Annotated in this window: 18 protein-coding genes and 1 pseudogene; 2 read left to right on the forward strand and 17 right to left on the reverse strand. The window is 38.6% G+C overall.

Translation table 11 applies throughout. The annotated features are described in order from the left end of the window. Window positions 1-604 precede the first annotated feature (604 nt). Window positions 605-898: a hypothetical protein gene (locus D9780_RS16995; protein WP_121640923.1), complete on the reverse strand. Its 294-nt coding sequence runs from the start codon at window positions 896-898 to the stop codon at window positions 605-607. 248 nt (window positions 899-1,146) lie between these two features. After that, window positions 1,147-1,456, reverse strand: a pseudogene (locus D9780_RS17000) (transposase); the annotation flags it as partial. 491 nt (window positions 1,457-1,947) lie between these two features. Between D9780_RS17000 and D9780_RS17005 the strand changes: the two are divergent. Further along, window positions 1,948-2,298: a protein YmzB gene (locus D9780_RS17005; protein ID WP_121640925.1), complete on the forward strand. Its 351-nt coding sequence runs from the start codon at window positions 1,948-1,950 to the stop codon at window positions 2,296-2,298. A 191-nt stretch (window positions 2,299-2,489) separates the two neighbouring features. On the opposite strand, the gene yhbH is transcribed toward D9780_RS17005, so the two are convergent. Together yhbH and D9780_RS17015 are read right to left on the reverse strand one after the other, a co-directional pair. Beyond that, on the reverse strand, window positions 2,490-3,656 hold the full coding sequence (gene yhbH, locus D9780_RS17010) for a sporulation protein YhbH (RefSeq protein WP_121640927.1): 1,167 nt from the start codon (window positions 3,654-3,656) through the stop codon (window positions 2,490-2,492). A 311-nt stretch (window positions 3,657-3,967) separates the two neighbouring features. Then, window positions 3,968-5,863, reverse strand: a complete 1,896-nt coding sequence (locus D9780_RS17015; protein ID WP_121640928.1) for a PrkA family serine protein kinase — start codon at window positions 5,861-5,863, stop codon at window positions 3,968-3,970. A gap of 671 nt (window positions 5,864-6,534) precedes the next feature. Between D9780_RS17015 and D9780_RS17020 the strand changes: the two genes are divergently transcribed. Further along, entirely contained in the window at window positions 6,535-6,792 is a 258-nt protein-coding gene (locus tag D9780_RS17020) for a YesK family protein (RefSeq protein WP_121640930.1), read from the forward strand. 33 nt (window positions 6,793-6,825) lie between these two features. On the opposite strand, the gene D9780_RS17025 is transcribed toward D9780_RS17020, so the two are convergent. The 13 genes from D9780_RS17025 to D9780_RS17085 form a co-directional block, all read right to left on the reverse strand. Next, complete coding sequence (locus tag D9780_RS17025) at window positions 6,826-7,683, reverse strand: PhnE/PtxC family ABC transporter permease (RefSeq protein WP_121640932.1); 858 nt, start codon at window positions 7,681-7,683, stop codon at window positions 6,826-6,828. After that, on the reverse strand, window positions 7,683-8,468 hold the full coding sequence (gene phnE, locus D9780_RS17030; protein WP_121640933.1) for a phosphonate ABC transporter, permease protein PhnE: 786 nt from the start codon (window positions 8,466-8,468) through the stop codon (window positions 7,683-7,685). Before phnE ends, D9780_RS17025 begins: the two co-directional genes overlap by 1 nt. A 12-nt stretch (window positions 8,469-8,480) precedes the next feature. Continuing rightward, entirely contained in the window at window positions 8,481-9,245 is a 765-nt protein-coding gene (gene phnC, locus D9780_RS17035) for a phosphonate ABC transporter ATP-binding protein (protein WP_121640935.1), read from the reverse strand. Window positions 9,246-9,509: 264 nt separating this feature from the next. After that, window positions 9,510-10,553 (reverse strand): PhnD/SsuA/transferrin family substrate-binding protein, encoded by a 1,044-nt coding sequence (locus D9780_RS17040; protein WP_121640937.1) that lies wholly within the window; start codon window positions 10,551-10,553, stop codon window positions 9,510-9,512. A gap of 455 nt (window positions 10,554-11,008) precedes the next feature. Next, window positions 11,009-11,824, reverse strand: coding sequence for a PHP domain-containing protein (locus tag D9780_RS17045; RefSeq protein ID WP_121640939.1), 816 nt, complete (start codon window positions 11,822-11,824; stop codon window positions 11,009-11,011). Further along, complete coding sequence (gene phnL, locus D9780_RS17050) at window positions 11,814-12,536, reverse strand: phosphonate C-P lyase system protein PhnL (RefSeq protein WP_121640941.1); 723 nt, start codon at window positions 12,534-12,536, stop codon at window positions 11,814-11,816. Before phnL ends, D9780_RS17045 begins: the two co-directional genes overlap by 11 nt. A gap of 20 nt (window positions 12,537-12,556) precedes the next feature. Further along, complete coding sequence (gene phnM / locus D9780_RS17055; protein ID WP_121640942.1) at window positions 12,557-13,738, reverse strand: phosphonate metabolism protein PhnM; 1,182 nt, start codon at window positions 13,736-13,738, stop codon at window positions 12,557-12,559. Between the two features lie 13 nt (window positions 13,739-13,751). Next, window positions 13,752-14,591, reverse strand: coding sequence for an ATP-binding cassette domain-containing protein (locus D9780_RS17060; RefSeq protein ID WP_077702176.1), 840 nt, complete (start codon window positions 14,589-14,591; stop codon window positions 13,752-13,754). Continuing rightward, window positions 14,584-15,450 (reverse strand): alpha-D-ribose 1-methylphosphonate 5-phosphate C-P-lyase PhnJ, encoded by an 867-nt coding sequence (locus D9780_RS17065; protein WP_121640943.1) that lies wholly within the window; start codon window positions 15,448-15,450, stop codon window positions 14,584-14,586. The genes D9780_RS17060 and D9780_RS17065 overlap by 8 nt, the downstream gene beginning before the upstream one ends. Next, entirely contained in the window at window positions 15,440-16,558 is a 1,119-nt protein-coding gene (locus D9780_RS17070; protein ID WP_121640944.1) for a carbon-phosphorus lyase complex subunit PhnI, read from the reverse strand. The genes D9780_RS17065 and D9780_RS17070 overlap by 11 nt, the downstream gene beginning before the upstream one ends. Then, complete coding sequence (gene phnH, locus D9780_RS17075; RefSeq protein ID WP_121640945.1) at window positions 16,559-17,158, reverse strand: phosphonate C-P lyase system protein PhnH; 600 nt, start codon at window positions 17,156-17,158, stop codon at window positions 16,559-16,561. It lies immediately after the preceding gene. 240 nt (window positions 17,159-17,398) lie between these two features. Further along, window positions 17,399-17,821: a phosphonate C-P lyase system protein PhnG gene (gene phnG / locus D9780_RS17080; RefSeq protein ID WP_121640946.1), complete on the reverse strand. Its 423-nt coding sequence runs from the start codon at window positions 17,819-17,821 to the stop codon at window positions 17,399-17,401. A gap of 635 nt (window positions 17,822-18,456) precedes the next feature. After that, window positions 18,457-19,182 (reverse strand): GntR family transcriptional regulator, encoded by a 726-nt coding sequence (locus D9780_RS17085; protein WP_121640947.1) that lies wholly within the window; start codon window positions 19,180-19,182, stop codon window positions 18,457-18,459. Window positions 19,183-19,260 lie beyond the last annotated feature (78 nt).

The following is a 19,260-nucleotide window of genomic DNA, read 5'->3' on the forward strand; positions in this document are numbered from 1 at the left end:
TTTCTCATAGGCTTTAGAACGTTTTTTTGTCACGCGATTTCTAGAGTATAATCATAAATTCAGCATGCACTGCCATCGGGGCTTTGATCAGGGCATAACCTCAATTAGTTGCCATGTTTGAAACTCTGGAGAATTGACTTAGAACCCACCATCCTTCACCTTGTTTACGATCGTGGTGTATATCTGCGGCGGCTACAGAAAATCTAGCCACATAAGGGTTCCTCCCGCTTTTTTATGGTACCACGACCGTACTCTTCTATGCTCTCGCTGGCAGGGTCCCCTATACCCAACACAGCGAATCACAAAGAAGAGGCACAAGATCAAGGACAAGCAGCTAACGCTGTGACTATAGAGATTTCCTGATTATGTATTCAGAGCAAACATCTACAAAAGGGGATTTACACAAAATTATTGACACACCCGACGAAGGATAAAGTAAAAAAATTATAAGTAATAGTAAAAAATATGGTATACCGTTGAAGAGTAAAAATACAAAGCGCAATAACTGATAGTGTAGAAAAAAGAAATGGCATTGTTCTCAGTCTAAGGAAAAACTAATGCCATTAACTACATAAATAACACTTTAATTATTTATTTTTTAACTTTATTTACTTGTTTTTTTGTTTATAAAAAATAAACTTAATAAGAATACTACCCCTGAAATGATTGAAAGGATAAAATTCATTGAACCCGGAGACTTATTAAACTCATCAACTATAATTCCCTCTTGAAATAATAGCACCGTGGCTATTACTAAAAAAAATAATGAGTTTAGCACCACATGATAGTTACTTTTAATTTTATTTCGAAAGAAACTTAAATATAGAAAATTAACTAACGTGAAAAATAATATAAGATAAAATATAGGTGCTAGCAAAGTAAATTCTTCTCCTAACATTTAACATCCTCCTTCATTGTTTGTCACAATATTATAACATAAAAAATTGAAATTTTTACAATCATTTATAATCATTGCAATAAATAGAATATATGGATGAAAGACCTGCGGTAGTATGTCAAGTAAAAATTAAATAGTTTTTTAGTTATCAAGGTACAATTTGCTTAAAAAAGGCAACACTAAACCGACTCCAGTAAATATGTGTAAAATACTGCAAATTACTCAAAGGATTAGAAGCTAATTATGCTTCATGTATTGACGCTCCTTTGTGGCGTGTAAATTTGGTTTTTGCGCAGTAGCGCATCCACCAAACGCACTAATTTTCTTGCAGTTAAGACGAGGGCTTTTTTTGTGTTGATGCTTTGGTACTTCATCGAACTTTTTCGCGTAATACTCTTTGTATTCAGGAACATGCCTTCTTACCAAGTTGGCGGCTTCAACGAAGTTATAATGGAGATACTGATTTCCATTACGCGATAACGATGTGTCGTCAGCTGTAAAGCGACCAGATTGGTGTTTACGCCAATAGAGTCCTGCATATTTGGCTATCTTCGCTTCGTGAATTGTCCCAAATGATCCTAAGACCATTATCTAGGAACATCACGGAACGTCCAAGACATTTGACATATTATCTTAGGTCTTTACTAATTCATGAGATTGTCCAAACCAAGTTACTTGGAACGGAAGGCGGCGACTCCAGCGGGAAAAGCATGAGACTTGAGACCCCGCAACGAGCGTTTTTTGCGAGTGAGGAGGCTCAATCAGCCCTGAGGAAAGCGTCCGCCTGCAGTGGAAAGTAACGGTAGCACTAGCTGCAATCCCAAATAAAAAAGGAAAGCGATCTAATTTCGATATCAAATCCATATTTTTAAAAGCTGTGGTCAATTGATTCTCATTGGCGCTACAGCTTTTTCCTTTTTTAGGAAAGAAAAGCGTCCTCCATATACTTGCGACAAGCCTAGTTTTTCTAATGACCTTCAGCGAAAATACAGATGTTAACGTATGATTTTCCATGGAAGGGGGAAATATCATAATAGGAGGAATGGAATATGACAAAGCAATTTTTAGATATAGAAGCGTTTAATAAACTTTTACAAAAATGGAATGGAAAACAGATAAAAGTTTCCAAACAAGAGTTAAATGATTATGATGAGGCAATTATTGACTTATCTGCAATCACGTATGAGACACATACACGTCGACTAGATGACTATGAACCTCTACATACATTACAACTAAATGGCGCCGGCAAAGTTAAAACCGATTATAACTCCTATCAAACACTCCCTACATTCGTATATGAAATCCCTTTAGAGAACTCATCACTATACCAATTTGACGGCGAGCGCTTTGCTTTGGTGACGGATCGGGCTATCTATACAATTGAAATTTTCCAGTAAGTCTTGAGAGTTAAGAAGAAAAATAAGAGTTTAGAGACTTTTTTTCATTTATCTTGCTCCATATACAGATACAATGCGCTTCATAGCAAGTTTCCTAACAACAGAAAGATCCGAAATAAAAAGCCAGTGCACAAACAGCAATTACCGTTTTATGCACTGGAAATGTTACACAACATCTATATTGTTTTTCCTTACGTTTGTGCTGTTACAACTTGTTGGGTGAAAAACGCCTTTAGCGCCTCATAAATATCTTTTTTCTCTTTTACGATATAATAGCGAAATTTTGGATTATCCAATTGGTCAAACGTACGCATTAACGTCGATCTCCTGTGAAAAGTGTTCACCTCTCCGTAACCAAACATACTTGAAAAACGCATTAACTCTTCTACCAGCTCTATACATAACGGATTATCAGAGGTCATATTCTCTCCATCTGAAAAATGAACGGGATAAATATTATAGCGTGAAGGAGAATACGTTTTTTTGATAAGTTCCAATGCTTTTAAATAAGCAGAAGAACATATGGTGCCACCGCTCTCTCCTTTGGAAAAAAAATCTCCCTCTGACACAACTTTTGCTTCTGTATAGTGGGCAATAAATTCAATATCCACTGTTTCATATTTTGTACGTAAAAACCTCGTCATCCAAAAGAAGAAACTTCTGGCTACATACTTTTCAAAAATCCCCATCGAAGCACTTGTATCCATCATAGCTAAAACGACCGCTTTAGACTCTGGTTTTGTTATATCATTCCATGTTTTAAATCGCAAATCATCCTCATATATTGGCGTAATTCCTGGTCTTCCTTCTGTAGCATTACGCTTGATCGCTGTTAAAATAGTGCGCTTCTTATCTATATTTCCCATTAACCCTTTCTTACGTACATCATTAAATTCTGTTTTTTCCGTTATGATCTCAGCTTGTTCCTTTTCTTGTAGATTGGGGAGCTCCAACTGTTGAAATAGGGCGTGCTCAATTTCTTCTAAGGATACTTCTGCTTCATAGTAATCTGCCCCTGGCTGATCGCCCGCTTTTTTTCCTTTCCCAGCCGCCTGACCATCGCCGCCAGGTGCTCTTGCTATAATATCACCAACTTTACTATCCCCTTTTCCCTGTCCTACTTGTTTCGTTTTATCGTAGTTATAACGAATTTTATACTCATCTAATGATCGAATGGGGATTTTCATCACTTGTTTCCCATCAGACATAATAATATTTTCTTCACTTACTAAATCAGGCAAGTTATTTTTTATTGCTTCCTTCACCTTATCCATATGACGCGTTTGGTCTTGGTAACCTTTGCGATGGAGGGACCAATTTTCCTTTGAAACGACAAAATTTCCTTTTTCCTCATGCATCACATCCCCTCCTTCGTATTATTCAAACTAGTAATACGTTTCTATATCCTATGCATGAAGGGTAATATTATTGCATTATTTAGACTGTTTGGACATAATTTATTTTATAAAGCTTATTAGAAAAACTTGGCTTGTCATCAAGTTTTATGAGTAATTTTTCTTATACTATAAACCTTTACACTTTTATACGTTCCTATATTAGAAAAAGTAGCTTATCGAAAAATCATTGTGTATCGAATAAGATAAAGCTCTAGATAACAAAAGCACCCTCTTCGTTTTGGTAAAAGAGGATGCCTTTATTCATTGATCCATTACCTATTCAACAAACTGCCTACATAACGAAGCAACTCATTCGCTGATACGGAATTATAGCCGTATTCATCAATTAGGCGAGCAATGACTTCATTAATCTTCTTTAGCTGCGATTCGTCTGGCGTTTTAGAAGACGTCGTTATTTTAACAACATCTTTTAAATCAGCAAACAATTTTTTCTGAATCGCTTCACGCAATCGCTCATGAGAGTTGTAATCAAATCGCTTCCCTTTACGAGCAAACGCCGATATTCGAATGAGGATCTCTTCACGAAACGTTTTTTTAGCATTCTCCGAAATACCAATCTGTTCCTCAATAGAACGCATTAACTTTTCATCCGGATTCATCTCTTCCCCAGTCAGGGGATCTTTTAACTTATTTTTATTGCAGTACGCTTCTACATTATCTAAATAGTTATCCATTAATGTTTTCGCTGACTCTTCATAGGAATATACAAACGCTTTTTGCACTTCCTTCTTAGCTATTTCATCGTATTCCTTTCTAGCCACCGAAATATAATTCATATACGTTTCCTTATCATCATCCGAAATAGACGGATGCTGACTAAGTCCTTCTTTTAAGGAACGGAGCACATCTAAAGCATTAATTGCTGGGACTTCTTTACGAATAATTGCAGAGGAAATACGATTGATAACATAACGGGGATCAATCCCATTCATCCCTTCGACCGGAAATTCATCCTTTAGCTCATCCACATCTGCTTGTTTATATCCTTCTACACTTTCACCGTCATACAGACGCATTTTTTTAATTAAATCCACACCCGGTTTCTTTGAATCTTCCAATCTCGTTAAAATAGAAAAAATAGCAGCTACTCTTAATGCATGTGGCGCAATATGGACATGAGCCATATCGCTTTCACGAATCATTTTTTGATAAATCCTTTCTTCTTCGCTAACTTTTAAATTGTACGGTATCGGCATCACGATAATTCGTGAATGCAAGGCTTCATTTTTTTGGTTCGCAATAAAAGAGCGATATTCCGCCTCATTTGTATGGGCGACAATTAATTCATCTGCACTGATCAGCGCAAACCTACCCGCTTTAAAATTCCCTTCCTGCGTCAAGGATAATAAATGCCATAAAAATTTCTCATCACACTTAAGCATTTCTTGAAATTCCATCATCCCTCGATTCGCTTTGTTCAATTCCCCATCAAATCGATAAGCTCGTGGATCTGATTCTGAACCGTATTCTGCAATGGTAGAAAAATCAATGCTTCCAGTTAAATCTGCAATGTCTTGTGACTTTGGATCAGACGGGCTAAACGTACCAATCCCTACCCGTTTATCCTCAGAGAAAAAAATACGTTCTACGCGTACATCCTCTATTTTTCCATTATATTCCTTTTCCAATCGCATCGTATTTAGCGGTGATAAACTTCCTTCAATGCGTATGCCATATTCCTCCAAAAATTCTTGACGTAAATGCGGTGGAATTAGATGGAGAGGATCTTCCTGCATGGGGCAACCTTTTATCGCATAAACCGCTCCCTCATCTGTACGTGAATATTTTTCTAATCCCCGCTTTAGCATCGTAACAATCGTTGATTTCCCACCACTTACGGGTCCCATTAATAATAAAATACGTTTACGTACATCGAGCCGTTTCGCTGCAGGGTGAAAATATTCTTCTACAAGCCGCTCAATTGCTTCTTCCAAACCAAATATTTCTTCACCAAAAAATTCATACATTCTTTTGCTATCTCGTTCCGTAATACCTGCACTTTTAATCATATTATAAATTCGTGAATGAGCCGTTTGCGCTACTTCTGGACGTTGTTTAATGATGTCTAAATACTCCCCAAATGTCCCTTCCCACTTTAACTGCTGTTCTTCTTCTCGATACTGCTTTACTTTGTTAAGAATATCCATGTCATTCCTCCATCCAGTGCTCAATTACTATAGCCTATGCAGGCACATACTTTATGATTCCTTGCCTATTAAATTGCATCGGATGTAAGGAAGCGTAAGTTAGCTCATGCTGTGTAGTAGAACACACTTTCTTTAACTGTTCGAGAAGAACAACTCAGCTTGTGTTTCATTGATTTCCAAAATGGTTCCATGATCTCCTAAAGTTTACAATCTATTTGAACGCATTTTTTAGCAAGATGGCTAACCTCCACCTATTTGTTAACAGATCGTTTACTCATCGGAAGGCAGTTGCCATTCTACATGCAATGAATTTATAGCTTGTAGTAGTTGATTTTCACCTTGTATCTTATATTCCTTTTCATTCAGCATGATATCTTCCCCCCAAAAAATATGGCATGTGTTTCTGGCTTCGGCGTACAATCGTCTTGTTCTAGTGAAGCAACACGAATGTTAATAACGGAATATTCAGAACTATATAGTTAGAAAATGGCATCTAAACACGGATATGAAATAAGCTCCCCATTCATTTTAGTTTCCCTATATATATATAGCATAAAATATGTAGCAGATGCATTTCAATAGATATCTTTTCTGGGTTATAATAGGTTAAATTCCAAATTCCTGTTACTACATATTATAGATACAGAGATTATGATATAGGGGGGTAAATAATGGAAGGAGTCGATGAGTTTATAGTTCTAACGCTAATACATGGCTGTATTATATATGTATTAAGTATGTTGCTTAAAGATAAAAAAATAGTTCTTCCTATTATTTGTAGCTTACTTAGTATGATTTTACTATTTGTTAGCTTTAAGGAAGGTGGTTTTAGCGGAATGAATCTTGCCTTCATAGGTACATCTGCTCTAATTGCCTCCATTATAAATATGTTTATTATTTCAATAATAATGTTCAAAAAAGACAAGTAAAAACCGACGCAAGAGCTCCGTCGGTTAAGACGTCTAATTCCGTACGCTAGATGGAAAATAGCGATTTTTTAATTGGGTGGAAAACACTTCTAAAATAATCGCAATGATCAGGATAGCGTACGTAATGAATCCCACTTCGCTAAGATCAAAATAGAATCCTGAAGCCATAAATAATTCAAAGCCAATACCGCCAGCTCCGGCAGCAGCTCCCATAGCAACTGCGACAGCAAAATTGATTTCAAAACGGAGGAAAGTCCAAGATAATATATATGTAAACGTGGAAGGCATAATACCGTGTATTACAACATGCCACCAGCTTGAACCTGTCGCTCTTAATGCTTCTAGAATACCTTTATCCACTTCTTCAAACGCCTCTGAAAAAGCTTTTACAAGATACGCAATGGAATGAAACAACATTCCTAAAACGGCAGCTTCACTTCCGAGTCCAGCAGCAATGGCAAAAATAAGTACCCATAATACAGTTGGAACCGCTCGAATAAAAGCGACAATAACACGAACAACCTTCGTCACCCATTCCTTTGATAAATTAGTTGCAGCCATAAGCGCTAAAAAGAACGCAATAAAAGCACCAATAATCGTAGACAAAACAGCAAGACCAAGGGTAACCCCAACTTGATAAAACGCTTCTGCCCAGGTAAAATGATTTAGCGCTGGTTCAAAAAACATCACTTTTAAGTTTTGTCCCGTTTCTACAATGGCGGTCCATAACTCCAACCCTGTGTAATCAAAAAACAGAAATGCAGTAACGGTTAAAACAAAAAGCAACATCATTGTCAGACGGATAACGCGTTCCGATTTACTTCCAGCTTTAATAGAAATACGTCCATTTCTCTTTCGCTTTATATACGTAGGGTTCGCTACTGTTTCCATTACATAATCACCTTCCGTATATAGTTTGACATCAACTCAATGATAATTACGGCGATTACAATGCTAAAGGTAACGAGAGCAACGACATTGTAATTCATCGATTTATAATACATATCAAATGTATAGCCAATACCTGTCCCTGTTAAAATACCTACTAAGGTGGCGCTACGAATATTCGTTTCAATCATAAATAATATCCAACTAATCATTTGCGGTAAGCTTTGTGGGATGACGGCTTTATTTACAATATGAAAATAAGTGGCACCTGTAGCTGTTAAAGCCTCCACCGCACTATGGCTTGCTTCATCAATGGACTCAATAAAAGCTCTCGTTAAAAAGCCAACTGTTCCTACAAATAACGCTAAATACCCCGTTAATGAATTTTGACCAAAGGAAAGTAATAAAATAAGCGCCCAAGCAACAACAGGTATATTACGAGATACGGAAGCAATAAACCGGGCAAATGTACTTAAAAAGCCATTGATGCTCGTTGTTTTTGATCCCATAATACCAAGGAAAATGGAAACAACTGCAGCCGTTGTCGTTGCTGCAATTGACATGAAAATGGTCTCCACAAGCTTATCTAAAATAGTCGGTAGCTTCTCTAACGATTCTTGCGTTATAAGTAGATTCGAAAACATCCAACCAATTGCTTCTGGAAAAGCTACTAATCCATCTATGAAATTAAATTTCGTTATTGCTGCAGATAAATACGTAATGGCAATAATAAGGGTTAATGCTATCGTCATTTGCCATTTTCGTTTTTGCATTACCTTTTCACTCACGACCATTTCCCCTCACACTGTTATTAATTCTCGCATTTCCGTTCCATAAATACGATTCGTTTTCTCCTCGGTCAGCTGATAATTGGTTCCATCAAATACAACTTCTCCCTGATTTAAACCGATAATGCGATCTGAATATTGTTGTGCGACTTCCACTTGATGCAAATTGACAAGACAAGTAATGCCTAGCTCGGAAGTAATTGACTTTAAATGTTCCATAATAATTTTCGAAGAGTTTGGATCAAGTGACGCAATCGGCTCATCACAAAGAACAAGTTTCGGACCTTGAATCAATGCACGGGCAATGCCAACTCGTTGCTGCTGTCCTCCACTTAACTGATCACAACGCTTATAAGCATGTTCTTCAATGCCAAGCTTGCGAAGTAGATAAAAAGCTTGCTCTTTTTCTTTTTCTGTAAAACGGCTCATGATGCCTTGCAAAGTCGTCTTATAGCCTAAGCGTCCATGCAGCACATTTTCAATTACTGTTAAACGTGGAACTAAATTATAATGTTGAAACACCATGCCAATGTTTGTACGCAATTGGCGTAGTGCACGTTTTTTCAATTGTGTCACAGGGGCGTTATCAAAGATCACTTCCCCGCTACTAATAGGTACCATCTGATTCACACAGCGTAATAAAGTAGATTTCCCTGCACCAGATGGACCGATAATAGAAACAAATTCTCCAGCCTTTACGGAAAAAGAAATATCTTTTAATACCTTCGTCTCGTTATCGTACGACTTACTTAGCCTTGCAATTTGTAAAAGTGCCATGAATAGGCTCCCCCCTATAATGTGAGCAGAGAATCCCTCCGCTTCTTTTGGCTAAACATATTTAGAAAAACTAAATTTATCATCACGTCTTACACCTATATTGCGCTCTTATACGAAAACCAAAAATTTTCCTATTGTGCAAAAATGCGTACAAGTAAGGTAACAGCATCACAACTTCTTTTTTTATAATAGTTTGTTAAGTTATGCCCTTGGTACTAACAATCAGCGGGGGATAATTTCCCCCCCACTTAATTGAAAACTTGTTTATTGAAGTTCACGAATAGGGTCAAACCAATCATCTTCTGCTGGTGCAAAGCGTTCTTTATCTGTTTTAAAGAATAATGCCGATTGCTCAGCGTCTTCTGGAACAAAAATACCTTCATTACTCGCAACTTCATCGGAGGTCAATGCTTCTTGAAGCTTTTTAAAATCTTCTTCACCTAATGTATCCATATTTGCGGCAAATGGCGCATTAAGCACTGGTGTTACACTCATTAACGTAAATTCTTTTCCTGCTACTTTATTAAAAGGTTGTTCTGCGTCGTCTTTCACTTTATAAATAGAGCCAACTTCATTTTCTTCTCCTTCAGCTACTTCTACATAGTTTTCTACACATGTATCACAAAACGCTGCTACATCGGCATTTCCATCTAATAAATTTACCGCTGAACCTTGGTGGGAGTTACCAAACAGTACTTGTGAGAATAGAGGGCCACCTTCCATTAAATCTTCTTCGGTTAAATCTTTGTACTCCTCTTGCTCTGTGAAGTGGGAAAGAATACCAGCTGACGGTACTTTAAAACCAGAAGTGGAGCTGTTAGAAACGAAAGAAAATTTCTTATCTGCTATCGTATCTAGAGAATATTCACCATCTTGTTTATAATTTTCTTGATCATCCACATTGACAGCTAACCAGCTATGATAAACAGCATCGTCTAACGTACCAGAAGGACCAGTTGGAACGACGATAGGCTGCACTGCATCGTTATTTTCATTCGCTTCAATATAACCTTGTGCACCCATGAATGCTACATCTGCGTTATTATTCACTAACGTCTCAATTGCAATCGCATAATCTGTTGTTAAGTGGTGCTCTACTTCTTTTCCAGTAGCATCAGCAATTACTTTGCCAATTTCATCACGAGAGGATTTCAAATCTTCTCCCGACTCATTTGGATACCATACAACATCAATCACATCATCTACTTCTGCTTTTTCCTCTTCCGAACTAGCGTTTCCTTCCGAACAACCTACAGCAAATACAGCTAATAAAAGCAAAACACCAAATCTAGTTAACGTCTTTTTCATGTTAACGCTCCTTCATATTCATAGATTAGTTGATAAAGCAATTTTTCGTTTTCGTTTGCACGTCTCCCTATGGGTAGCTTGCCATCTTTTCCTTACTATTAAAACATAAAATAATTGAATAGAGTTTATATTTACAATATATTTACATGAAATTTAATAAATTAACATTGTTTACATTATAAGATAAAGTACATTATTAATCAGCGAGACTTCCTTCCCCACTGTTGTTTAGCACGAGCTAAAAGCCTCTGAATGAATGGATAATTTAGATTCTGTTACTTCCACTTACACTTGTTCAGCGCTCACATCTCCAATTCTTGAAGTGGAAGGCTTACAGCACCTTATATCCGGGATAAACGGCTGCCTCGTCATAAAGACTCATAAGTCAGCCTTTCTTTTTCGTTTAAAACAAACCGCCAAACATATGGGTCATTGCTAGCTCTTTTTGAGGAAGGTCAATCTATTAACGTACGACTCAGAAAAGAAGGACTTGTAATTTCCCCTACTTCTATTGGCATGCCAAAACTACCATGGTAGTCCGTCCCACCAGTCATAATCAAATCATAGGTGTGAGCTAAATCCTCAACCCGTTGATGGTCTTCTGCTGTGTGATCAGGGTGATTGCGTTCAATACCGCCCAAGCCAACTTCGACAAGTTCGGGAATAAGCTCATAAGAATCGAGTTGTCCAGGGTGGGCAACAACAGCGATACCACCATCAGCTACAACTGCTTCTACAGCAAGAAATGCGTCTACATATTCGATATCACCAGATGCTGGACCTTCCCCTTTAAAAAGTTTGCGGTATAGTGCTTGATAAAGATCCGATTCGTATGCGGCTGATGTAATTTGCTGCATCACATGCTGCTTGTAAATCGTTCTACTTGGTCGTGCCATTTCGATGATGGTTTGTGAATCAATTGGATAAGCTTGTTGATTTATTTGCTCGATTTGCCAAAGCGTATGCGCCTGCCTTCTATTGCGCACCGTTTTACAGAGTGCCTCTATGTTCTTGGCATCTCGGTAATAATTATAGCCAAGGATATGCACTTTACGATCTCGTTTAAAATCATAGGCTGAGATTTCAATTCCGGGAATGACTTCAATGCCATATGCTTTCCCTAAAGCTTGTTTTTCGTTTAAACCATCAATGCTATCGTGATCCACAAAGCTCATTTGCGAAACGCCATTTTTCGCTGCCCGCTCCAACACCCTTTCTACGTGATCCGAGCCATCGGAATACGTGCTATGCACATGCAGGTCAGCTTTCATTAATAACGCCTTCTTTCACAAATTTATCTTGGCTGAATTGCATATCAAACACATGATCACATAAGCCATCCATAAATTCGATGTCGTGAAAAATACCAACTAATGTCGTGCCACTTGCTTTCAACTTTTCAATGATTTCACGTACTTTTATTTTCGATTGCTGATCCAAACTCGCTGTCGGCTCATCAAGTAATAACAGGCGAGGCTTCTTCACCGTTGCCATGGCAATATTTAACCGTAGCTTTTCTCCCCCAGAAAATGTATTTGGATAATGGTCCCAAAGTTTTGGATCTAGCTCAAAATGCGTTAACGCCTTTTCTGCTTCTATTTTAGCTGCCTGTTCTGTTGCTCCCATTTCCAACAATGCTTTCTCCACAAGCTCCCGCGATGTTGTCCGTGGCATTACATTTAAAAATTGCGACACATAGCCGATTTCATGCTTACGTAAGTAAAGAATTTCTCGCTCTGTTGCATCCGTTAAATCAATGAACCCATAGCGCGCAGAATGATAAATCATACTTCCCTCATCGGGACGGTAAGTACGATAGATGCTTTTTAAGATCGTTGATTTACCACTACCACTTTTACCAACAATCCCAAGAAACTCTCCCTGCTCCAATGAAAACTGAATATGCTCCACTGCTTGCCTCATTTTTCCCAAGTGATGAATTGTAAATCGTTTGCCAAAATCTTTTACTTGCAGCAATGTCATTACCAAGAGCCTCCTTTACATTAATTCATTCGATAATTTGTCGTCGTGATTAAGGCGCCGTTTACCATCGTCGCTGTTAACATAGGATAGCCATCATCCATTCGTTCAATCACTAGCATATCTGCTTTTTTACCCGGTTTAATGGAACCAATTTCATCATCCATTCGTACAGCTTTAGCAGGATTCAACGTGACTTTCATAAACATGTCATGCAAATCATTTCCGTCGTTTTCACTTAAAGAAAAGATAGCGTGCAGTAAGGCCGCCGGGTAATAATCGCTGCATAAAATATCAATACAATCTTCTTTAATTGCTTCAGCAGCTGACAAATTGCCGGAATGTGAACCGCCAAGTAATACGTTAGGAGCACCAGCTATTGTCTTCAGTCCCAGTTCCTTCGCCTTTTTCGCAATTTCCATCGTAATTGGAAATTCGCTAATCGTTGTGCCAAATGATTGCACAAGGTGCAGCTTATCCACATTATCATCATCATGTGAAGCCACGGCTATCCCTTTGGATATAGCTAACTCAGCAACCTCCTGCATACGTTCAATGGTCATACACTCGACGTTTTGTCGTTCTTGAATAATAGTTTGTACAGCCTCGTTAGATAAATTACGATAGCCTTGTAATGTTTCCCTATACACTTCTAAATCACGGTATTGCCCTTGCCCAGGTGTATGATCCATAAACGATAGCAAGTGGACCTTATCTGCTTCCATATTGCGGATTAACCGATCGACTTCCAAAATATTGTCAATTTCAAACCGCGCATGTAGGCGATGACGAATTAAATGTAGCTCATGATGCGTGTTTGCAATGGCATCTACCATACGTTGGACATTTTCAGGCTGACGGATAGGTTTATGGTCAAACGCATCTTCTCGATAAAACGATAGCGAGTGGAACATCGTTGTAATACCATGCCCAACCAAAATCTTCTCTGCTTCTCTTAAACTAATATTAAAATCCATCACACTTGTCGGCCTTGGCGAAGCAAGAGTTTCAATATAATCCGAATGAATATCAATAAATCCTGGAGAAATAAAACCCCCATTGGCATTTATTTTTTCAGCATGGGCGTAGTTATCAATTTCTGCTTCAGGAACGATCGCTTGAATTGTATCCCCTTCTACCACGACGGCATAATTTTCCAAGATTGTTTCTTCGGTAATGACGTTTCCATTATGAATGACATACACAATAGGTGACCTCCTATAATAACGAGTAAACTAAACGTTGCGTATAAGCATGTTGTGGATCTTCTAAGATTTGATCCGTTAACCCTTCTTCGATGACGGAACCATTCAGCATCACCATCGTTCGATCTGCTAGCATCCGAATAACAGCCAGATCATGGGAAACGACAATCATACTAATTCCCCACTCTCTCTGAATCTGTTTAATCAAATCAAGCACATTTGCCTGTACAGACAAATCAAGCCCTGTCGTTACTTCATCTAAAAATAGAATCGGCGGATTATTCGATAATGCTTTTGCTATTTGCACCCGCTGTTGCATTCCTCCAGAAAAGTTTTGCGGCTCTTCCTTCGAGCGAAACAACGGAATTTGCACATGTTCAAGCAGTTTATTTCCTGTACTTTCCATAGATGAGACATGACGATTTCCCGCTGCAATCAGTTTTTCGGCAATATTTCCAATCGAAGAAAAGTTCATCTTCAACCCATTGACTGGATTTTGATAAACCATTCCGTATTTATGATTACGGATATATCGTTGCTTCTGTGGAGATAATTGAAAGACATTTTGCCCATTTAATTCGCCGTTATAGATAAAAGCTTCCCCAGAAGTAACGGGCGCATCAAAGTAAAGGCATTGCATCATGGTTGATTTTCCACTACCGCTTTCGCCAACAATGCCAAGTATTTCTCCTGGAAACAAGTCCAAAGATACATCCTGACATGCATAAACTGTTCCACAAATAGGACAATAATTTTTCTCCAACTGTCGATCTACTTTATTACGACAATGGGTACACCCGTTACCAAACTGTTTATTTAAGTTCCGAACTTGCAATATTGGTTCTTCATGCATGATGATGTTCCACCTCCACTTGCTCTTGGCTGTTCAATCTATCTATACAGTAGCTCGTATCATTACACTGATAATAAGCTTTTCTTGTTGTTTCATCGACCAATTCATCAAGGAACACATCATTTGCACCGCATAAATGACATGCCTGATCTGAAAATGTTTCCACGGTAAACGGATAATCTTCAAAAGCAAGCGACGCTACATCGGTATATGGTGGCACGGCATAAATTTTCTTTTCCCGCCCTGCACCGAGCAAGGTCAATGCTTTCGATGTATGCATTTTCGGATTATCGAACCTTGGGATGGGACTTGGCGCCATCACGTAGCGTCCATTTACATAGACAGGATGATCGGCACCTGTTGCTGTTTTACCGTATTTCATAATTTGCTCAAATAATAAGAGCCACGCGCCGCTATATTCTTCTTCTGCATGCAATCGTTTGGTTACATATTCACTAGCTTCGACATCACGTAATGGTTCTGGCGTTGGAACTTGTAATACTAAAATTTGGTCTTCGGTTAATGGAACTTCTGGAATCCGATGTCTAGATTGGATTAAGGAAGCGTCCTCTGTCTGGTCGGTTAATTCCACACCTGTTGTTTGCTGGACTAACTTTTTTATACTAACGGCATTCACTGACTCATCTGCACCTTGGTCAATTACTTTTAAACAATCTTCTTTACCAATCAACGATAACGTCAGCTGTAATCCACCTGTTCCCCAACCTCTTGCAATTGGCATTTCTCTTGACGCAAATGGAACTTGATAGCCAGGAATTGCGACTGCTTTTAACGTCGTGCGGCGAATTTCCTTCTTTGATCCTTCATCAAAAAACGCAAAATGTGTTTTATTCTTCATTACTCTCTCCCTTTCTTTTAACCTCACGTACACTATCCAGCTTCGATTGGAAAGTGACATAATGTGGGAGTTTCAAATGCGATATGAACCCTGTTGCTTCTACCGAATCGATATGTAATAGAACGAACTCTTCATCATGTGTCGGGAAACTCGCTTCAGGGTGCTCTAAACATTGGTCAAGAATACTCATCGCAATTGCTTTTGTTTCATTTTGTCCGTAACAAACCCCATAACCAATTTCAAAATCAAGTTCCGCTTCATTTTGTTCGTTTTTGACAGAGACAGGGACAAACGATTCGACTTCGGAAACTTTGATTTCACCAATATAATAGCTATCTTCCTCTGTCTGTTCAGGCTCATTCGGGTGCCCGACATAGATCGGAAGCATGCCAACACGAACTTCACCGACCGTTGGATGCACCTGACCGTACCCACGTAAGGAAGCATAACCAAGAGCTGTCACGGCACCTGTTTGCCCACGCGTTAATGTTTGTAATCGAGCACTACGTGAAGCTGGAAAAGATAAGTTTTCTTTTGTAATATCTGTCGGAGGTGTATCATCTAATTCATGCCCGCCAAATAACCCCTCTTGGCGTAAATAATCAACTACTTTTGGAAAAAACAATACTTCGTCCTGCGGAGATACTGCTTGCTCCAGTTTATCGACATAGTTTTTCATCCATTGATCATTCTCTAGCTTTGTTTCTGAAGCTAAGGAAAAGTCCAGTAAACGGTGCGTGTAGTCTGTCGTAGAGCCTAAAATTTGCCCGCCAGGAATATCTTTGAAACTGGCAGAAATACGGCGTTCTACCAACATAGATTCAGATTCTACAATATTACTATAATGCAACCTCGGTAATGTTGAACGATGTGCGCGCATAATGAATACAGCCTCTTCCATACTACCTTCTGCTTGCTTAATAGCTAGCGCTGCAAGAAACGGAGAATACAAGCTACTTTCCGACATTACCTGATCGACAAGGGCACGCATGGTTGCCATGATCGTTTTCACTTCAATAACTTCGCTTTCTTGTAAACGATCGTACGTTAACCTTTCAATAGAAGCTTCAATTGCCTTTGTTCCACCTTTGATCGCTACATAACCCATCTACTCCACCTCCTGTACAGAAACCGTTGTTGTCCTAGGAACACAAGCAATCTGCATGATGTCATCCGTGAATATAAGATCGATTCCTAAAGGATACTCTTGCACCGCTTCACTCCTAGCTTGCCAAATGCTTGGGACGAAACTTGTATGTAAATCCGTTTGCCTCTCAATTCCAGGACCTGTTAATAGTAGTTGCGGCTGATTAGACAATGGCGCTTGACTTTCCATCACCCATGTAGCAGAATACTGTGGATCAACTAAATTCCCTGTTTTACAAGTAGCCATTCCTTCAATAATGGAAGCCTCGGTAGCGTCCTGTAACACAATAATAAAATCAGCTTCTTCCATAGATGCATGTCTGGCTAAAGTATAGGCAGCAATTTTTTCTTCCACGGGCTGCTTATTCTCAGAAATCACATGAAATGACACTTCTCCATCCAATAACGTCATCGCAATGAGTAACGTTGCATCGTGACACGCTACCTCATAGTCCACTTTCTCTTGAAAAGCTTGTAAATTAGCTAGCTTTCCTGGACGAGCCATACGATCTAATAGTTTGCGATACACCTTTTGTAAGTCATGAACTTGATCTATCGGCATATAGTCTCTCTCCTGCTCTTATATTTTTAACCAACGATTCCTTGCCATAGGTTACATTCTTTATTGCTCCTGTATTTTTCATCTTGTCTACAACTCTTTTGGCAGAAACCACCGTTTTTCAAATTAAAAATTATATACTTGCCTATCGTGTTAAAAAAATCTTCTCCCAGTGCTTTTCATTGTATAAAGAGGCTCTTCCAATACGAACCATGGGAAAGTCCATACTATAAATTTCTTGAGTTAAACATCCATCGTTTCAAAGTTAACTTTAGTTTCCATTAATTCTGCTTGTTGTCTTATTCTTTTACGGTTTATTTCTGCTTCAGCTGCTTTTAAAGTGTCTGTCCAAGACAGCGTTTCAGGTAACTGTGCATTGTAAGCTGCATCAATAATAGCTAATTGAGTTGCTACCTCATCGTGCATACCTTGTATTATGCCGATGCCGATCTCCCCTTGAATTTCTACTTTTGCTTCCGTAACGAGTACCTCACCTATATAAAATAAGGATTTCTGTGCGCTCTCCCGCATTTTCACCATGGTTAATCCATGTCTTGGGGAAACGATTTCCTTGTAGGTATACGTCTGCTTAATTTCGTTCGCCAGACTTGCTGTCAGATTAGGATTTGCTTGCACAAGAATCTCTGTTCTTCTTCGCCTTCTCATTCAGACAACCTCCTTTACAAGTTCATATTAACTTGTTGCCAAGTTGCTGTGTTTTAAGATATCGTAAAGTATTTGTAAAGGATGGTTTATAATTGCAAAACAATACCATTTAATAAACGACCTGTTGACGATTTAACTGCTGTTATCGTCGTCCACTTAAACTTGTTCAGTTGTTAGAGTGGGAACAAATTGAAATAAAAGCATACTATTTCGCACATGTGCTTACATCGAGCTAGGTATAATGGTGAACTCAAGCGAAAAAACGGTGAACTTCAGCGACTTTTTTGTAAACTTCAGCGACTTTTCTACAAATTCAAACGAATTCCTTGTAAACTTCCTATAATTAAAGAACAAAGGCTCGGGGCGCCCTAGCGAGTGGAACGAAGCAACGAAAGTTTTAGGAATCATGCTCCTGCAACAGGAGTGTGCCGGCGATCTCCGGCAAGCCCGTCTTTAGTCGGCCTTCCTATTTAGGGCGAACCGATGATGACTTAGCGTAGGGCAATGGAGTGAAGTCGCCTAGTTGCTGGGCGCTGGAACTGGACGTAGCTAGATAACTTAGTAAGTTTATCTACAGCTGCAAAATTTAATAATTTCCTAGACAACTAAAAAGTCGGTAAGACCTCTAACATGTCTCACCGACTTTCATTCATTGTAATATCATATTTAAATTTATCACTACGATACAGTATTTTCGTATATTCCAATACTTTTTGTGTTTGTACATCAATGCAATCCGTTTCTAGTATAATAAGAGGTACCATACTACCGCATGAAAACAATTTTTGTTCATAGGAAGTTGGAAACGTAATACTTAATAAAGACTGCTTACTTGTAAATGCTTCATATCCCAATTTGCGATAGTACGCAAACATAGATAATATTAGCGGACCTTCTTGAGCAATGTTTGGAAATTGCTGCTGATTAACGTATGATTGATGAATAGCTATTGGTTCGTCATCAATGAATCGCACGCGCCCAATTTTATAAATCTCTGCTTCACTGCTAGCCCGTAACGCGTCGTACACTTTACTATCGTAGCTGATTTTTGTGCAATACATATTTTTCGTTGTCAATCGATAACCAGCACGCTGCATCTTTTCGGTAAAACTGCTGTTTCCTGTCAAATGTAATTGAATTGGTTTGGCTGTTTCTTTTAAAAAACGCCCCTTACCTTGTATAGAGTAAATATATCCACGAGCCTCTAATGTTGTTAATGCATTTCTAGCAGTAATGCGCGGCACGTTATACTGATCTGCAAGTTTATTTTCTGATAAGAGCTTTTCCCCAGGCTTCATCGCCTTCGTAATAATTTTCTCCATTATATCGTCAATAATTTGCGTTTCTTTATCTATCGGCATGTAAATACCTCCCTACCAACTATGTCAACATATTTGTAATCCTCTCATATTGTCTCTTTCATTATGCTTTGAATCGAC

This window comes from Virgibacillus sp. Bac330 (assembly GCF_003667845.1).
GTDB lineage: Bacteria > Bacillota > Bacilli > Bacillales > Amphibacillaceae > Virgibacillus > Virgibacillus chiguensis.

What these genes read in the sequence shown, in the direction of transcription:
- D9780_RS16995 (WP_121640923.1), bottom strand. Translation starts at nt 898, where the DNA reads ATGTTAGGAGAAGAATTTACTTTGCTAGCACCTATATTTTATCTTATA.
- yhbH (WP_121640927.1), bottom strand. Translation starts at nt 3,656, where the DNA reads ATGCATGAGGAAAAAGGAAATTTTGTCGTTTCAAAGGAAAATTGGTCC.
- D9780_RS17065 (WP_121640943.1), bottom strand. Translation starts at nt 15,450, where the DNA reads ATGAAGAATAAAACACATTTTGCGTTTTTTGATGAAGGATCAAAGAAG.
- D9780_RS17025 (WP_121640932.1), bottom strand. Translation starts at nt 7,683, where the DNA reads ATGGAAACAGTAGCGAACCCTACGTATATAAAGCGAAAGAGAAATGGA.
- D9780_RS17045 (WP_121640939.1), bottom strand. Translation starts at nt 11,824, where the DNA reads ATGAAAGCTGACCTGCATGTGCATAGCACGTATTCCGATGGCTCGGAT.
- D9780_RS17085 (WP_121640947.1), bottom strand. Translation starts at nt 19,182, where the DNA reads ATGCCGATAGATAAAGAAACGCAAATTATTGACGATATAATGGAGAAA.
- D9780_RS17020 (WP_121640930.1), top strand. Translation starts at nt 6,535, where the DNA reads ATGGAAGGAGTCGATGAGTTTATAGTTCTAACGCTAATACATGGCTGT.
- D9780_RS17005 (WP_121640925.1), top strand. Translation starts at nt 1,948, where the DNA reads ATGACAAAGCAATTTTTAGATATAGAAGCGTTTAATAAACTTTTACAA.
- D9780_RS17015 (WP_121640928.1), bottom strand. Translation starts at nt 5,863, where the DNA reads ATGGATATTCTTAACAAAGTAAAGCAGTATCGAGAAGAAGAACAGCAG.
- D9780_RS17060 (WP_077702176.1), bottom strand. Translation starts at nt 14,591, where the DNA reads ATGCATGAAGAACCAATATTGCAAGTTCGGAACTTAAATAAACAGTTT.
- phnC (WP_121640935.1), bottom strand. Translation starts at nt 9,245, where the DNA reads ATGGCACTTTTACAAATTGCAAGGCTAAGTAAGTCGTACGATAACGAG.
- phnG (WP_121640946.1), bottom strand. Translation starts at nt 17,821, where the DNA reads ATGAGAAGGCGAAGAAGAACAGAGATTCTTGTGCAAGCAAATCCTAAT.
- phnL (WP_121640941.1), bottom strand. Translation starts at nt 12,536, where the DNA reads ATGACATTGCTGCAAGTAAAAGATTTTGGCAAACGATTTACAATTCAT.
- D9780_RS17040 (WP_121640937.1), bottom strand. Translation starts at nt 10,553, where the DNA reads ATGAAAAAGACGTTAACTAGATTTGGTGTTTTGCTTTTATTAGCTGTA.
- phnH (WP_121640945.1), bottom strand. Translation starts at nt 17,158, where the DNA reads ATGCCGATAGATCAAGTTCATGACTTACAAAAGGTGTATCGCAAACTA.
- D9780_RS17070 (WP_121640944.1), bottom strand. Translation starts at nt 16,558, where the DNA reads ATGGGTTATGTAGCGATCAAAGGTGGAACAAAGGCAATTGAAGCTTCT.